18 protein-coding genes are annotated in these 15262 nt (G+C 70.3%); 3 read left to right on the top strand and 15 right to left on the bottom strand.

Annotation, left to right across the window (positions count from 1 at the left end; genetic code table 11):
* Positions 1-12 precede the first annotated feature (12 nt).
* The 12 genes from AB0M29_RS11175 to AB0M29_RS11120 all read right to left on the bottom strand — a co-directional run bounded on the left by AB0M29_RS11175 (position 13) and on the right by AB0M29_RS11120 (position 9814).
* A complete protein-coding gene (locus AB0M29_RS11175) occupies positions 13-528 on the bottom strand; it encodes a hypothetical protein (protein WP_365381918.1) in 516 nt (171 codons plus the stop codon).
* A gap of 175 nt (positions 529-703) precedes the next feature.
* Complete coding sequence (locus AB0M29_RS11170; protein ID WP_365381917.1) at positions 704-1504, bottom strand: DUF317 domain-containing protein; 801 nt, start codon at positions 1502-1504, stop codon at positions 704-706.
* The gene (locus AB0M29_RS11165) at positions 1501-1884 is read right to left on the bottom strand and encodes a hypothetical protein (RefSeq protein ID WP_365381916.1); all 384 of its coding nucleotides are present in this window, start codon (positions 1882-1884) and stop codon (positions 1501-1503) included. Before AB0M29_RS11165 ends, AB0M29_RS11170 begins: the two co-directional genes overlap by 4 nt.
* Before the next feature lie 274 nt (positions 1885-2158).
* Entirely contained in the window at positions 2159-2566 is a 408-nt protein-coding gene (locus tag AB0M29_RS11160) for a hypothetical protein (RefSeq protein WP_365381915.1), read from the bottom strand.
* A gap of 73 nt (positions 2567-2639) precedes the next feature.
* A complete protein-coding gene (locus AB0M29_RS11155) occupies positions 2640-3386 on the bottom strand; it encodes a hypothetical protein (RefSeq protein WP_365381914.1) in 747 nt (248 codons plus the stop codon).
* A 21-nt stretch (positions 3387-3407) separates the two neighbouring features.
* Positions 3408-4103: a hypothetical protein gene (locus tag AB0M29_RS11150; RefSeq protein WP_365381913.1), complete on the bottom strand. Its 696-nt coding sequence runs from the start codon at positions 4101-4103 to the stop codon at positions 3408-3410.
* A gap of 11 nt (positions 4104-4114) precedes the next feature.
* Positions 4115-4960, bottom strand: coding sequence for a relaxase/mobilization nuclease (locus tag AB0M29_RS11145; RefSeq protein WP_365381912.1), 846 nt, complete (start codon positions 4958-4960; stop codon positions 4115-4117).
* Positions 4957-5385, bottom strand: coding sequence for a hypothetical protein (locus AB0M29_RS11140; RefSeq protein WP_365381911.1), 429 nt, complete (start codon positions 5383-5385; stop codon positions 4957-4959). Before AB0M29_RS11140 ends, AB0M29_RS11145 begins: the two co-directional genes overlap by 4 nt.
* A gap of 100 nt (positions 5386-5485) precedes the next feature.
* Positions 5486-5983, bottom strand: a complete 498-nt coding sequence (locus AB0M29_RS11135; protein ID WP_365381910.1) for a hypothetical protein — start codon at positions 5981-5983, stop codon at positions 5486-5488.
* Between the two features lie 47 nt (positions 5984-6030).
* A complete protein-coding gene (locus AB0M29_RS11130) occupies positions 6031-7299 on the bottom strand; it encodes an MFS transporter (protein ID WP_365381909.1) in 1269 nt (422 codons plus the stop codon).
* Between the two features lie 18 nt (positions 7300-7317).
* Positions 7318-8508, bottom strand: coding sequence for a hypothetical protein (locus tag AB0M29_RS11125; protein WP_365381908.1), 1191 nt, complete (start codon positions 8506-8508; stop codon positions 7318-7320).
* A 520-nt stretch (positions 8509-9028) separates the two neighbouring features.
* Positions 9029-9814: a glycosyltransferase family 2 protein gene (locus AB0M29_RS11120; protein ID WP_365381907.1), complete on the bottom strand. Its 786-nt coding sequence runs from the start codon at positions 9812-9814 to the stop codon at positions 9029-9031.
* 157 nt (positions 9815-9971) lie between these two features.
* Here AB0M29_RS11120 and AB0M29_RS11115 point away from each other — a divergent pair, with 157 nt between their 5' ends.
* Together AB0M29_RS11115 and AB0M29_RS11110 are read left to right on the top strand one after the other, a co-directional pair.
* Entirely contained in the window at positions 9972-10316 is a 345-nt protein-coding gene (locus tag AB0M29_RS11115; protein ID WP_365381906.1) for a hypothetical protein, read from the top strand.
* A 37-nt stretch (positions 10317-10353) separates the two neighbouring features.
* Positions 10354-11343, top strand: a complete 990-nt coding sequence (locus AB0M29_RS11110) for a hypothetical protein (RefSeq protein WP_365381905.1) — start codon at positions 10354-10356, stop codon at positions 11341-11343.
* A 71-nt stretch (positions 11344-11414) separates the two neighbouring features.
* Here AB0M29_RS11110 and AB0M29_RS11105 read toward each other — a convergent pair whose 3' ends face one another.
* From AB0M29_RS11105 to AB0M29_RS11095, 3 genes are all read right to left on the bottom strand, one after another.
* Positions 11415-12197, bottom strand: a complete 783-nt coding sequence (locus tag AB0M29_RS11105; protein ID WP_365381904.1) for a hypothetical protein — start codon at positions 12195-12197, stop codon at positions 11415-11417.
* A gap of 439 nt (positions 12198-12636) precedes the next feature.
* Entirely contained in the window at positions 12637-13554 is a 918-nt protein-coding gene (locus AB0M29_RS11100) for a hypothetical protein (RefSeq protein WP_365381903.1), read from the bottom strand.
* 187 nt (positions 13555-13741) lie between these two features.
* Positions 13742-14113, bottom strand: coding sequence for a hypothetical protein (locus tag AB0M29_RS11095; RefSeq protein WP_365381902.1), 372 nt, complete (start codon positions 14111-14113; stop codon positions 13742-13744).
* 618 nt (positions 14114-14731) lie between these two features.
* Between AB0M29_RS11095 and AB0M29_RS11090 the strand changes: the two genes are divergently transcribed.
* Positions 14732-15223 carry a hypothetical protein gene (locus AB0M29_RS11090; RefSeq protein ID WP_365381901.1) on the top strand — a complete coding sequence of 164 codons (492 nt, stop codon included), beginning with the start codon at positions 14732-14734 and terminating at the stop codon, positions 15221-15223.
* The last annotated feature ends 39 nt before the right edge of the window (positions 15224-15262 follow it).

Here is a 15262-nt window from a genome sequence, read left to right as displayed (position 1 = left end):
CGGCGCGTGTGGTCACTTGCGTGTCGCGGTTCGCTGGGCGGATGCGAGGGCCGGTGTGGGGACCGGCTGTGAGGGGGCGGCCTTGCGGGTTGCGGTGTTGATTTCTCGGAGCGCTTTGCCGTGGGTGGCCCAGTCGTCGAGGTAGCTCCACGATTCGGCGTGGTGTTCGGCGAGGGCGTCGTCGAAGTCGGCGGTGCCGGGCTCGGCGGTGGCGGGGAGGGCGTCGCGGGTGAGCAGCCATTGCTCGTGTAGTTCGTCGAGCCGGTCGAGGGCTGTGTGCAGGACGCCGAGTTGGTAGGCCCAGCGGCTCTGGACGGTGTTCTCCGGCAGCCGGGTGAGCTGTGCCTGGGCCGTGGCCAGCAGGTGCCGGGCGCCGTAGCGGAGGGTCTCGAACGCTTGGGCAGTGTCGGCGTCGCGCTGGCTCTTGCGCAGGCCGTAGGTGTGGTCGTCGTGGGGCCAGCCGTCGAGGTCGGTGTGCTCGTCGGAGTAGGCGTCCCAGGCGTCGAGGATCTTCTGGCTGTCCCGCACGTAGTGATCGAGGTGGCGCAGGAAGCTGCGGTGTGCGCGGTGGTGTCGGGAGATGGGAGGGATCCTGTCGTTCAGCGGCGAGCGGCCCGCTGCGCGGTGCTGGCGTGGGCCGGGGCGGTCACGGGGTTCTTCGGCTGGGGCGTGCGGAGCGGGCTTGGGCGCGCATTGCTCGCGGTCAGCGGCGGGTGCGTGCGCGGCCGGCCGGGGTGTAGGGGCGGGCGTTGGCGCGGGGCCGGGCGCTTTGGGCGCTGTTGCGTGCCCAGGCGGCGGCGCGGGCGGCCGTGATGCGGGCCTGCTGCCATGCCCTGAGCTGAGAGGGCATCACGGACACCGACCAGGTACGGATCCGGGCGCTGGCTGGGACGCGTCCGCGTGGGCGCATCACGGGGTCCGGGCTGGCGAGTTCGGCGGAGAAGGCTTGCACCAGGTGGATCGGGGTGGTCGGCGTGAAACTGGCTGTCCAACCGTTGCCGTTGTCCTGCGCTCCGGTCCACCACATCGCAGCCCCGTCAGGACTGTGCCGGTACTGCATCCACGCGGTGCCGTCGGGGCTCGTCGCCAGGCAGTCTGGGCCCTCGAAGCGCGTGTGCCAGTTCTGCTCCTGCAGCGGGGCCCAGACGTTGGGGGCGTGGGCGGTCCGGGGGCGGGTGAGAGCGTCGGTCAGACCGGCGACGATCTCCACCGGCGTTTGCCGGCCCAGATGCGCCGACCACTCGCTGATCGCCCCGCCTGCCCGGCTGTGAATGGTCCATCCGCCGGGCAGGGCGTAGGGGTCGTAGGCGATGCGGACGGTGCGGTCCGGGCTCTCCATGTGCAGGGGGCCGCCCGCCTTGGACTTGTCCCGCCAGCCGGAGGCGCGCAGGAACTCCGAGACGTGCCGGACGTCACCGCCGCCGGCCAGGGCGCGCGGCTGGACGAGGTAGTGCTGCTCGGCCTGCTCGCCGGGCCCCCAGCCCTGCCACTGCGTCTTCTTCACCGGCGGCGCCGTATCACGAGCGGTGCGGGTGCCGGGGGCTCTACCGCCGTAGCGGCGGGCTGGGCTCCGACGCGTTGGAGGGCGTCTTTGTGTTCGTCCAGGTCGAGGGTGATGTCGCCGAGTTCGTTGCAGGCGCGGCCCAGGGCGAGCCACACCTCCGCCGGGAGCACGCCGCGCTCTGCCTGGTCCTTGGCGAACACGCTGCCGGTGGCGAGGAGATGGGTGACGGCTCCGAGGACTCCGGTGTCGGGGTCGAGCACGCGGGCGATGACCTGTGCGGCCTGCGGCGGGGGAAGCTGAGAGACGTGGTCGGAGAGCTGGCCGAGCTGGCGGGTGATCTCGTCGGCCAGCCTCACCGGGTAGGGGGCGGGGTGGGACATGCTCCTCCGGGTCGGTGGACGGTCAGGGGCGGTGGCGCTGTCCGACGGGCTGTGTCTCGGGCAGGACGGCCTCCGGGAGGGCACCGGCCGGCGGGGAGATGCGGTCGGGGCCGGTCGGAATGGCGGCGTGCAGGTAGCGGCGGAAGAGGGCCGTGGCGAGTCGGGGTTTGAGCCGGTTGCTGATCGGTGGGGGTATGCGGGTTGCTACGGGTTTCTCCGGGTTTCGGGTGGTGAGGCGGGTGGCCCTGGCGCGGTGCCAGGGCCACGCGGGTGCCTATGGCGTGCGGCGGGCCGGGGACGGAGGTGAGGGGGAACTGGACGGTGCCGGTTGCCGCGCGGCAGGGCGGCGCGCTCGGCTGCGCAGGTCCTGCACGGCCTGCTGGTAGGCGAGTTCATCGAAGACGTCAGGCGTGCAGTTGACCTCGTAGCCGGCCACCAGCAGCGTGGGGATGGCGTGGGTTGCCGGCCGCCTCTGCTCTTCGGCGTCGAGGTGCTCGGGCACGGTGTGCCAGATGTAGAGCGGCGCGTCCGCGGGGTAGGAGTGGCGCTCCAGGCCGAGGCGTTCCAGCAGGTCGTGGAGCTGGCCGGGGGCACCGGTCGGGGTGTCGGCGTGGATGGTCGTCGTCAGGGCCTTGATATAGATCTCGACGTCCGTGCCGTACTCGTCGGCCAGATTGGCCATGTGGTTGTCTCCCGGTTCAACGGCGGAGTGAGGGTGACGCACTCCAGCGCCCAGGAATCGTGCTCCGTCTGCTTCACCGAGACCGGGTGGCGGGAGTACGGGGACCGGCCGGGACGGGCGGCACGGTGCCAGGCGCGTTCCGGCCTGCGGGATGCTGCAGAGCGGTGCCGATGCCGAGCGTGTCGAGGCGCGGGCCGATCGCGCGCAGGGCGCGGGCCTGGGCCTGGGTCTCGTCACCACGAAGGTGGTAGATGCCGCTGCCCGGGTCCTGGACGAAGCCGTGGGAGGTGAGGACCGCGCTGGGGCGGTCGTCGGCGGGGGCGGTGGCGATGCTGCCGTCCGGCTGCCAGGTCAGGACCACCCGGTCCGGCTGGGAGGGCTGGATGCCGCCCAGGGCGTTGTGGCGGACCTGGGCGAGGGCGCTGTCGTAGCGGGCGAGCAGGTCGCTGGCGACTTGCTCGGCGCCAAGGAACGGGTCGTCCGCCAGGGCGATGCCGTTGGGCTCGGGGACGGCGCGGTACGCCTCGTCGGGCAGGGCCGGCGGGGCGATGGCGGCGATGAGGTAGCCGTCGCGTTCGTCGTGCCGGTCCACAAGGACCAGTTGGGCGCCGTCGGGGCGGCTGAGGACGGCGGCCTGCTGGAGGGGGTGTTCGGCGAGGGAGGCGGCGACCAGGTCCAGGTCCCAGATGCGGTTGACGAGTTCGGTGAGGTCGTCCTTGGCGTCCGGCGGGAGGTGTGTGCTGGTCCAGGTGTCGGGGAGTTCGCCGGCGAGGACGTCGGCGTACGAGGCGAGGTGCCCGGAGGTGTCGTGGTCGTGCATGGTGTCCTTGGGTGAGGTGAGTCAGCGGCGCAGTACGGCCGCGACCGGTGGTGGCGGGGCCGGGGGCGTGCGCGGCGGTGGCGGGCAGGCGCACACGGCGGAGCGCTCGCCTTCGGTGGCAGGGACCTGTCCGGTGCAGGGGCTCCGACCGGGATGAGGAGCGTGCCGGTCGGCGAGAGCGTTGCGAGTGGCCGAGAGTTCGCTCAAGACCGAGCGAACGCGCCATTCCTCCAGGTAGCGCAGGCACCGAGCGACGTGGTGATCGGCGGCTCCTTCGAGCCCTTCGTGGAACTCGGCGGTGGCAATGAGGACTTCGCGCAGGGCGACGAGGATGCCGTCGTGGGCGGCGGTCAGCTCGGTCAGCGCATCGGCCACCTCGTCGGTGGTGGTGGCCTCGCGAATGCGCTGGGCGAGATGGGCGACGGAAGAGCCCAGCGGCAGGTAACTGGCCGGACTGGCGTCGGTGTCGAAGTCCTCGTCACAGTCGACGTGGTACCCGGCTGCCCGCAGGCGGCCGACGGCGTCTGCGGCGAGACGGGACTCGTCGTCCTCGGCCAGGCCGGTGGGGACACGGTGGTACCTCTCGTGGACGCGGGCGACGGCGACGAAACCCGCGCGCTGGAGGACGCTGTGTGCCTCGCAGTCGCCGCCACGGGCGAGGAGTTCGCCGGAGTGCGGGTCACGGCGGATGTCCAGGAAGCGGTCGGTACGGGGCAAGGAGACCACTCCTACGGCGATCGGTGGGCGTTGTACCGGACGGCAGGCGGCACCGGGACGGCACGAGTTTGGGCCAGGCGGGTTGCGGTGGTGTCCAGGTCCTGCTGGATGGCGTGGAGGCGGCGGGCGATCAGCTCCAGGCGGTGTGCCGCATCGGTGCTGGCGGCCCCCGGCTGGCGGGCGATCCGGTGCGAGGTGTGCTCGACGAGACCGCGCACCGCGGCCAGCGGACCGCTCTGTTCGTCGGCGAGCTGAGTGAGGAGGGTCGCGAGCTGGGCCGAAGCCGTGAGCGCCGTGCGGACGGCAGGCCGCGACGGGGCGCCGGATCGTACGGGAACGAGGTGGAGGTCCTCTTCGATCCGACGCGCCTCATCCGCCAGGCGCCGCCCGCTGTCGGCAGGCGGAGCGTGCCAGGCGCCGTCGAGGTGGATCAGGTTGGCGATCAGGTCGAGGCGCCCGGGCTGGGCCTGGACGGCGATCCACCGGCAGCCGCTCTCCTTACCGGGGATCTCGATGCCGGCGGCCCGCGCGAGCCGGTGTGCGACCTCGGCCCACTGCGGACCATGCAACTCCCGGTCGTCGGGGTGCAGGCGGACATCGAGGTGGAGGATCGCCCGCCGGTCGTCGTCGGGGCTGGCGGCGAACGGGTGCTCCAGAAGGGCTTCTTCGAGGTGCTCGGCCCACTGGACGGACGTCCAGGTCTTCTGCTCGTCGTCCAGGGTGAAGTGATCCAGGCCAGGCCAGTGGGCGACGATCGTGTGCGCCGTCAGACCCTCGTGCTGTGAGACCGGACGGCCCAGCGCTTCTTCGAGCGGGTCGTGCGGCGTGTGGGTCCGCTCGTGCAGGCGGGGGATCACCGGCCGCCCCGGATGTCGGCGATGTGCACGAGCTGGCCCAGGGCGGTCGTGGTGTACCAGCCGCAGTCGATCAGCTCGTCGCGGCCAGCGAACCGCGCGAGGAGGGTGTCCTCCATGGCCCGCAGGTGGACCAGGCAGTCCGGGCAGCGGCGTGAGAGGTGCACGAGGTAGCGGGGGTGGGCGGTGACGTAGGACTGGGCGCCGCCGGTCGCATCCCGCAGCCGCCACCCGTCCTCGTCGGTCGGGGTGTGCCAGGAGGGAGCGACGACGCGCATCGCGTCGCCCCAGAGTTCTCCGCCGGCAACCCCCTTCAGGACGACGACGGTGTCACCGGCCTGGAAGTGGGCGTGGGTGATGTCCCGGGTGGGAGTGAGCGGATCGGGGGTTGCGGGGGTGGGTTGATGGTCCCAGGACGGAGGGAGCACGTGGTTCCTTCCACGCGAGGGGTGACGGGGTGGGAGCATCAATGGTCCGGAGGAACGCCGTTTTGGCTAACCGGCGTTGTGCGGCTATGTTGCGCCGTCGTCAGCGGAACGGATTGTCCGTCGCGCGGTCCGTTTCACTGGCCGCGTCGAGGAGTTCGAGCAGGTCAGTGCCGTCGGCGTCGCGCTGGTCGATCCACCATCCGGCACGGGTGATGTCTCGGGCTTTCTCCTCCAGCTCCGCCCAGTCCGCCTCGTCCCACGTGCCCTCGACGACGAGCGCGGTGTGCGCGGCGATCATCAGCTGGTGGCGGGAGCGCTCGCCCCAGTCCAGGGCCTTGTGCGGGCCCTCCAGTTCCGGCATGTCGAACTGCTTCGCCCACGCGACGGCTGCCTCCTGCTCCTCGGCCCGCCGGGTCGCGAGCCACTCCTCCGTGGAGTCGGAGCCGGCGTCGCGCGCCGCCGTCCAGCAGTCGGTGCAGTCCTTCGACGCGAGCCAACGGGCAAAGCCCGCCCGCTTGTCGGCAGGACGATGGGACAGATCGTGATCCACGCTGTGGGAGCAGGCGTGCTCCACGGTCCAGTGCGTACGCACGGCCATAGTTCGATCTCCTCAAAAGGGGGTTGAAGGTGGGTGTTGCGCCCTGATCAGGGCGTCTTGTGCCGGTCTCGGAGCGGGCGGCGGTGCCGGCCGCGCGGCAGGTGTCCGGCGGGGCGGAGCTGCTGGCGCGCGGCGAGGAGGACGGCGAGGGCGAAGGCTGCACCGGCGGCGGGGAGCGCCGCGCTGGCGAGCGGCTGCCCGGCGAGGCGTCCGGCCAGGGCGATACCGGCGGACTGCCCGACGCCGATCGAGAGGATCAGCCACGCGTACGCCTCGCTGGTCCGGCCCGTCGGGGCGAGGGCCTCGGTGGTCACGTAGGCGCAGGTGACCACGACGGCCAGGAAAGCTCCGGGCACGGCCACCGCGGCGGTGGCCGCCAAGGGTGCCGACATGACCGCCAGCGGCAGCCACCCGGCGAGGAACGCGGCACTGGCGCTGATCAGCCGATCCGCGGCGAAGCACCGCCAGGTGCGGTGCCCGTAGACGAGGCCGCCCAGGAAGCTGCCGGTGGAGAACGCGGCGGGGATGATGCCCGAGAGCATGTCCTGCCCGTGGTGCTCGGCCATGCCGATCGCCCACACGTTCATGGCCCCGAGCGCGAAGCCGATTCCCGCGAGCGCGACGAACAAGAACACCAGGCCGGGGCCCGCCAACCGGGCGGCGGCACCCTTCACAGGGCCGTTTTCCGGTGCTGGTTGCCAGTGCCGCGACGGCGGAGCGAACGCGACCACGGTGGTGCCGGCGAGGCCGAGCACGGCGGTAGCGGCTAGTGCGACGGTGGGGCTGTACGCACAGGCGAGGGCGGCGACAAGTGGAGGGCCGGCGATGTACAGCAGGCCCTGCGTGCCGGTATCGAGGGCGAGGGCTGCGTGCCGAAGGCGGGGGTCGGGCAGCACCTTCGGCCACAGGGCCCGCAGCCCGGCCTCGAGAGAGGGGGTGGTCAGGCCAGCTGCGACGACGATGGCGGTGGCGAGGCCCGGTCCGCCGTACGGCCCGGCCAGCGCAAGAGACACCAGGAGGGCCGAGTTCAGGACGGCCGCCGGAAGATGGACGGCCGTCTGGCCGTAGCGGTCCATGAGGCGTCCCTTGACCGGCTGCACCACAGAGGAGGACAGCCCGTACAGGGCGCTGAGCAGTCCGCCGAAGGCGATGCTGCTGCCGCTCGTGGTGGCCCATAGGAGGATGGCGACGGGCGCCATGGCGTTGGGGAGGCGGCCGGTGAGGGTGCCGCCGAGGAGGCGGGCGACGTACGGGCTGCCCAGCACCGCGCCGTAGGTGATGCGCGGTGCCGGGGCCGGGAGTGCGGTCGGGGGCAACGGGAGCTTTCTCGGGGTCTAGCGGTGGCGGGCGGTCGTGCCGGCGCGGGGCGCCGCCGTGGGCGGTGTGGCGTCCACGGCCGGGCGCGGGCGGGCGCTCAGCACGGGGGTGCGGTGCGGAGGCAGGACGGCGACGGTCGCGCCGAGGTCCTCAGCTGCCTCTTCGACTTCACAGGTGAGGAGTTCGATCTGCCGGCTCAGCGCTGAGAGGCGGGCGGCTATCTGACGGCCCTGCACGGTCTCCAGTGCGCTGGCGAACTGGCCGCTGGTCTCCAGTAGTTCCTGCAGGCGGATCATGGGGCCTGCGTCGTAGCCGCGCTGGACGGCGCCGAGGAGAGCGTTCGATGCGTCACCGGCACTGTGGCCCTCGACAACGTCGCGGATGAGGTCCAGAAGGGACACCTCCGGCGCCGGAACCGGGCGGTTGAACCGGGAGACGTCCGCGCGCAGCACGCCGGGCGGGACCGGAGCGGGAAGTGCCTTCCCCGCCTCGTACTCATAGGCGTAGTGCCCGATCACCTGCCAGCCCGGTGCATCGGGGTCGCCGCGCAGCGCGACGACCGTGGAGTCGTCGTCCTCGACCAGGTAGGCGAGGGTGATCGGCTGCCCGTCGGCGGCGTACCACGACTCGGTCAGCTCCAGCTCGCCGCGCCGCCGCGCGGCCTGGGCCTTCTCGGTCCACAGCTGCTGTTCCTCGTCGGTCAGCGGAGCCTGGTGGTGCTGGCCGTCGCGCTGGTCGGCGAGGTTGCTGGCGATGAAGCCGTGGTCCGCCCAGGCGGTGAGGCGCGGCCACAAGGCCGCGTGCTGAGCGCGTTCGGCCTGAGAACCGGGGGCGGCCGGCCGGTCGAGCGTTCGGCGGATCTCGGAGGCGGAGGCGGCCAGGCCGTCCAGGACGGCACACCACCCGGGAAGGTGCCGGGCTGGGGGCAGCTCGTCGAGCGCGAGACGGGCGGCGTCCAGGAGAGCCTCGGCGTGCGGGGCGAGGTAGGTGGCGTACGCCTCCACTGCCGCCTCGTCGCGGTGGGCTCGTGCGGCTGCCGCGGCGCCCGCTTGGACGGTGCGCCCGTAGCGGTCGCGTGTCGTGTCGAGCACGGCCTGGGTCTCGCAGTCGATGACCGCCATCCGCAAGCGGAAGGTGCGTGCTGCGTTGGCCAGTTCGCGAGCTGCCGGCGCGGGGCTGTCGGGGACGGAGGCGTTCGCGGCTGTCATCGGGACCGCCCGCCGGTCGTGGCCTTCGGTCGGACGGTCGGAGGGTAAGCGGGCTGCGGCGGGATCGGCCGTGCCTCCGATGGGGAGATGGCGGGCGGTGCGCAGCGGTGCGCCGTACGGTCGGCGTGGGCCTGGGCGAGACGGCTGCGGCGCTCTTGGAGTCCGTTGGGCCGGGCGGGACGTGGCGGGTCGGCCGAGAAGGACGGGTCGCGGCTAATGTCGGCCTGCACGCTGGAGCCGTGGCGGCGCAGGCCGTCGTCGCACTCGCGACCGAAGTCGGCGTTCCCCGCAACACCCTCACCCAGCGCCACCTGTCCCTGGAGAACGAGTTCTACGCCGAGGTCAAGGAACAGGGTCAGTCCACGGACGTCGAGGTGAGGCTCGCAAGCAGGTCGTCAAACTCAAGGCCCTGCGGCAAATGGACCAAGCTGACGGCGCCGGATCCCGTCGTCCGACTTCTGCCCACTCGACCACAGCCACCCCGACGGGGGCAGCCTCCGTTCGACTCTCGCAGCTGAGATCATGCCGCCCGAGCCCCCGACTGCTCGGCCCGAAGCTCACGCTCAGCCAGACCCACGAGCCACGCGTGCTGCCGCGCATCGAACTCGATCTGGTCCCGGTATGTGCTCTGCGAACTCCACTGCTGATCATGGGACCTCCGGTGGTACACGACGTCGCTCAGCATGAGGCCGTCACTGCGACTGCAGACGCCGAGGGCGAATTTGTAATCCTCTCCCTTGTGGAGACCACCGTGACCGACCGTCCGCGCGAGACGGGTGTCGGTCAGCAGCATGCAGTGGCCCATCGGCGGCTTGCTCGCCATCGGGTCGGGCCAGAACGTCCAGACGTCACCGGCCGCGTGTCGGCCCACGGGCGTTGGACACATCCAGGTGGTGAGGCTGCCGGACTCGGCGTGCCAGTCCGCTGACCGGCCAGCGACCCAGTGGAACCCCGTGGTGATCGCGTGATCGTTGCGGATGGCCAAGGACTGCGGCGGCAGCCGGTCGTCGTCGTCCGCGAAGGCTACGCGTGGCGCTCGTACGTAGTTCAAGGCCGTATTACGAGCTGGGCCTGGGCCCCCGCACGGCCGCGTGACCACGCGCACGCGCGGGTCCTTGGTGATTGCCGACGGGATCAAGTCCGGTGTGGCCTCGGGGCCGTTGGGAGCGACGATCCACTCCCAGGTCACGTCTTCCTGGGCAAGGAGGCTGTCGTAGAGCTCATCCAGAAAGGGAAGCCGGTTCGACCGAAGGGCGGTTGGGGTGATCACAGCGACGGCTGGTTCGTCGAGGGCGTACATCAGCATGGGACTCCAGGGCGGTAGTGGGGTGGGCAGCGGAACGTTCAAGGGGCCTGACGTGAGGACCGCGGGGTCTCCAACTCCCTTGCAAGGCAGCCTCATCAGGATCTATCGTGCAGGATTACAAAAGAATCTCAGGTAATCTTGTAGAAGGGTGGGGTCAATGAGCGCATTCGATTCGCTGCGCGGCGAGGTCGAGGGCAACGGGGGGCTGCATGTGGTCGACATGGGGACGCTGCGCCAGTTGCAGGGAGCCGGCAGGCTGGGCGTCCACGTGCGCGACGCCATCACTCGGGCGCTTGAATCGCACGGCATGGGGCACATTCCGGGCGAGTTGCCGAGTAACCAGTACGACGAGGTGCGGCTTTACCTGCTGGGCAGCCCGATCGCGGACATCGTCAAGGCCGTCCTGAGCCCGAACGCGAAGGGCGACGAGGCACTGCGGTCTGTCGGTACGTCCGAGGCCCAGGAACAGCTCCGGCAAATTCGGGAGATCGTGTGCGGCTGAGACGTCTCAATGTCGCGAAGCGAAAGTGGTGTCCAGGATGTCGATGAGTCCCTTCGGGCTGGCAGCCGACCGGGCGCGCCAAGAGCAGGAGGCGATCACCGTCCAGGAGGCCCTCCGTTTGATGGAGGAGCTCAAAGACTCCTCGCTGCGGCTGGTCGACCGCTACCGGCGCAAGGCGGAAGAGGAGCAGGCCAAGCGAACGGAGGCCGAGGCTCGGCTGCGCCGCTACGTCGATCAGATCGACTCCCGCAAGATTGGTCTGGAGGCGGAGTGGGAGTCAGTGCTGGCCGAGATCCGACAAGGCGTGGACGCAGCCCACGAGCAGCCGGAGGTGCGCGCGCTGCAGGCAAGGCTGGCCGATGCGGAGAGCGAAGCGGCGGTGGTCCGAGGGCTACTCGTGGAGGCCGAACGTGAGCGTGATGCAGCCATTCGCATGCGAGATGTCCTCGAAGTTCGACTCCGGGCCCATCAGGAGCCTGGAGCTGCGGGCGCACCGGCCGTGCGCGATCTGTTGAACGCGGAATCGATGCGGGGCGTTCTGGAGCAGGCGCTGCAGCACTGCACTCTGCTGACGATCACAGCGGACATCGCGGATGTCGACGAGCTGGAGCATCACACCAAGTCCCAGCAGTGGCGGGCCCGTCTCGGCGACACCCTCGCCGCCATGCAGTCGTATGCCGAGGCCAAGCTTCTCGCCACGGCCCAGGGAAAGCCAGCTGGTTCGGACCTGGCCAGCTTCCAGGCATACTGCGCTTCACGTGATAACCCCCTGATCTCGCCGGACAAGATCAAACTGAGCGACTCCCAGACGGCTCGTACAGCGCCGCGAGCGCGAAGCCAAAGGACCTTGCCGGTACCGGACCATGTCGACCCGAGCGGCCGGATGCTCATGGTGGCGCACGTACGCATTGGTGACGGTCAGCCCCCCGCGCCGCGACTGTATTTCCACGACGCCACTGGTACCCCGAGCAGCACTGTCGTCATCGGCTACGTTGGAGACCACCTGGTGAATGCCAGCACCAACTAGCCGTGTCTTCTTGGGTATCGCTGCACAGGGACCAGCCAGCGGCGAGTCCTTCGGGGGTGCGGGCGTTGCGGCTACGTGCGGATCATGAGGGCTGCGGGCGGGCCGTCGGCGCCGGTCAGCTCGCAGCTGTAGCCCAGGAGTTGGGCCTTCGCGGTCGGGGCGGGGATCAGGGTGGCGTCGTCGCAGACGAAGGTATCGGTGACCGCGGTTCGGGGGGTCTTTCCGAGCCAGGCACGTGTTGCGGCGTCGGGGGTGATCTGCCAGCCGGGGGTGAGGGTGTCGGTCTGGGTGTGGGTGTGCGCGAACAACACGACGGCTCCGCTGCCGACGGTCTTCAGGCCGTACGCATCCGTCCACACGTTGTTCGCCGCGGCGAAGGTGGTGGTGCCCTTCGCGCCGAGCCGGTGGATGTCCTTGTCGTGGATGCCGGTCTGCCGCTTGCTGGCCGGTGTGGGGATGAAGAACTGGAGACTGCTGTTCTTGCCTCCGGTGGCGAAGTTGTCGGTGATCCCGGTCCGGAGCTTGTCGGCGTCGAAGGCGGGGTGGTCGCTGCCGTCGGCCGCGACCGCGGTGGCGTAGCCCTGGGCGTCCAGCGCGATGTCCGGCAGCGGCATCCCGTCCAGGCCCGGGGCCAGGACCATCTGCCAGCTGTGGTCGGGCTGCTGCGCGAACACGACCAGACTCTGGTACTTGGTGCCTGTCTGGGTGAGCCCGGCGGCGAACCACCGCGGGACACCGGGCAAGAACTTCGGGATGTACAGACGGGCGGTGGACACGTCGTATGACCAGGGCTTGTACGGCTTGCGGTCTTTTGCCGGGATGCCGGAGTCCTGCTTGTAGCCGCCCGCCGACATCGCGAACAGCGCGTCGTTCTCGACGGTGTCCAGCAGCCGTGCGTTGTCGTGGGCGTTGGCCCGGTTGTTGACCTGGGAGTAGTGCCTGATGATGTCGCGGGCCTGGGCAGGACTGAGTGCGGGGAGGGGTTTGGAGACGGTGCTGGCGCTGGGCGTCTGTCGGGTGTGGGCGGGGCGGTCTCCGCTGGCACAGCCGGTGACGGCTAGGGCGAGGCAGACGGCGCCGGTGAGCAGCGGCAGGGTACGGCGGGCGGTGCGGATAGGGACTCCAAGGATCTGCTGGACGGAAAGGGATTCAGCGAGTACGGCTGGTCGTGGGCGCTGCCGTCGGAGATGTCGGCGGAAGGGCCGCGGTGGTCATGTGCGCTGAGTGGCGGATCCGAAGACATTGGTGCGGGATGAGGTCGCGTGTTCCTGGCGGAGCGGCGGCGGTGCGGTGTCAGCGGGCGTGTCGCGGCGGCGCTGGCGGGAGAGCGCGTGGCGGAACGGACGGTGCGTGGGCCGGGGTGGAGCGCTCTCGCGGTGCGGGCCGGAGCGGGGTGAGGGCCCGCATTCGGTCCTCGGCCCCATGCAGGGCCTCTCCGAGGCTGAGGATCTCGGCGGCGGCGTCGGCGAGGTCATAGGACAGGTCGAAGCCGTCGTCCTCCTCGGCTTCCTTGGCCTTCTCGCTGGCTGCTTCGACGAACTCGCCGAGCTGCGCCAGCAGACCGTCGGTGGGTTCCACGATCTGGTGCAGCAGGGCTGCGGCATCCGCGTGCGACTCGGCTCCGTTGAGCCGGTCGGTCAGATCGCGCAGCGCGTCGCCGTAGACGTAGACGGGGCCACGGTCTGACGTGCCGGGTGCGTTCCAGGCCGGAGACGTCGGTTGGGCTGGGTGCGCGTGGGAGCTTTCGCGGGACAGGACGGGGTGCGGAAGTAGTCCGAGCTGGGTGAGGCGGCGTTCGATCGCGTCGATCAGGGGCTGGGCGTTGCCGCCGTGTCGGACCTCGGGCCGCTGGCGAGCACCGGGGTCGTCGATGGGGTCCGAGTCGTAGAGAACCTCGAACAGCCTCTGGTCGTCGGGGTGCTCGCGAGTCGCGACCCAGCCCTCGGGGTCCCCGGGCGGACGATCGGAAGCCGGTTCCTGCGGCGGACTGATGATCAGATAGCTGTCGTCGGGGAGCGGGACGCGCACGATGTGGGCGCTGAGGCCGAACTCGATGTCGCATGGCAGTCCGCGCGCTCGCAGCGGTGTGGTGATGTGCGCGTGGCGACGCCACAGCTCCTGCCACCACGGCATGTTCACGTCGCGGTGGTCGGGAAGTGGCGCGAGCTGGTCCGCGCGGGCGTCCGTAGCGTTCGCGTCGTCAGCGGCCACGGTTTCTCCTTCGGAACGCCGGTCGATGTCGCGGAGGCGTTCGGCGAGGAGGGTCTGCTTCCGGCTTCGGTACCGGACTGAAGTCGAGTTCGTACTCGTCGTAGGCGGTGATCAGGTCGTGTTCCCTCGCGGCTTCGCGGTCGGCGGCCTGTGACATGAGGTCGTCGTGCTCGGCTTGGCGCCGCTGCTATTCGGCCCGGCCGGCGTCGCTGATGTGAGCGGGGTGGTTCAGAGCATTTCTTCGGGAAGTGGGTGGAGGGGACTCCCGGCTGGCGTGGTCAGCGGTGGTGACGGCCCGGCTTGGGTGGCGGGGGCGCGCCGGCGGGCCTTCCTGACCGGTGAGCGTCGCGAGGAAGCGTTGGAAGCCGAGAGGGTGGTCGAGTTCCTTGGCCGCGTCGCGAAGGGATTCTGAGGTGCGGCGCAGGTAGGCGCGGGCTGTGGCGTGGTCGATGACCATGCGGTTCGCGAGGTAGCGCCGGTCGGTCGGGTCGGCGGACCGGGTCAGGGGCAGGGCACACTCGGCGGTCTTGGCGAAGTGCGGTGCCGCGTGGCTCGACATGGTTGCCGCCGTGCCGAGATGCTTCAGAACCGTGCTGCCGGCGGGGGCGGTGTGGTGTGGGCTCCGGGCGAAGTCGGCCGTGAGTCGGAGGACGCCGCGGGAGAGGTCCTGTGCGTCGATGGCGTGCTGGAGCAACTCGGTGTAGGAGGGCGCGGGCGGTAGGTGTCCGTTCTCGTCGAGCAGCTCCCACTGTTGGGCGGCGTCTTGCGTTTGTCCTTCATCGCGTTCAGCGCGCCGATAAAGTGGAGGATGGCGTCGCGCGGTATCAGGTCGCGTTGGAAGTCGGGTCTCACGGGCCTCTGGCCTGTCTCTATGGCCGTGGGTTCCTGGGGGCTCTCGGGGCTTGTTCGATCTGGTCCGAACCCCCGCCGACGCTGCGCGAACGGCTGTACGGTGCCTGTCGGGGGTGGGCATGTGGGCATGCAGGCCAGGCGCATCGATGTGTGGTCCGGCGAGCCGAGCGATCGTCTTCATCAGGGAATGCCACAGCCGGTTGAGATACGCACGTGCGACGAATGCAGCCGGGTCCGTGCGTACAGCTGGCACTCCTATGCCGAGGTGCGAAATCACATCAAGTGTCCATGCGGGCACAAACGAAACACCCCGCAAAAGCAGCAAATGCACTTCATCGACCGCCTTGAAGCCCTGAACGAGACGATCCCGCTGAAGGATGTTGTGCTGTGGCACGCGGGTGGGCACATCGCAGTCGGTCGCGTGCCGCGGACTGATCGATGGGCTTTCTACAAGCTGGGCTCCTTCCCGCTCGGCGACGAGACCCCGACCTGGGTCTATCTGATTGCATTCCCGGATTGGTGCGGCGAGCGATTCGTCAAGATCGGTATCGGACTCGACCAACGCGTACGCGACCACGAGACGCACGGAGGCGTCGTCCTTCAGAAGGTCAAGGTGCCGCGCTGGCAGGCCCGAGTCATAGAGCGCTTGGTGCTGCGGCAGTACCCGAGGCAGCGCCCCCAGGTGCCCCTCCCGCAGTACGGCGACACCGAGTGCCTCGTATGGGAGACCGCCGAGAAGATCCAGCTCCCGACACTGGTCCGCATGACCGCCGCGATCAAGCCCGAGAGTGCCCAGCCAGCGCCGGAACGCATGTAGGACTTCAATAACGGCGTCGTCGACAGTTCCGGGAACTCC

The organism is Streptomyces sp. NPDC051976 (assembly GCF_040680795.1).
Taxonomy (GTDB): Bacteria; Actinomycetota; Actinomycetes; order Streptomycetales; family Streptomycetaceae; genus Actinacidiphila.
Note: the sequence above shows the minus strand (reverse complement) of the source record. Positions and strands in the feature narration are given on the sequence as shown.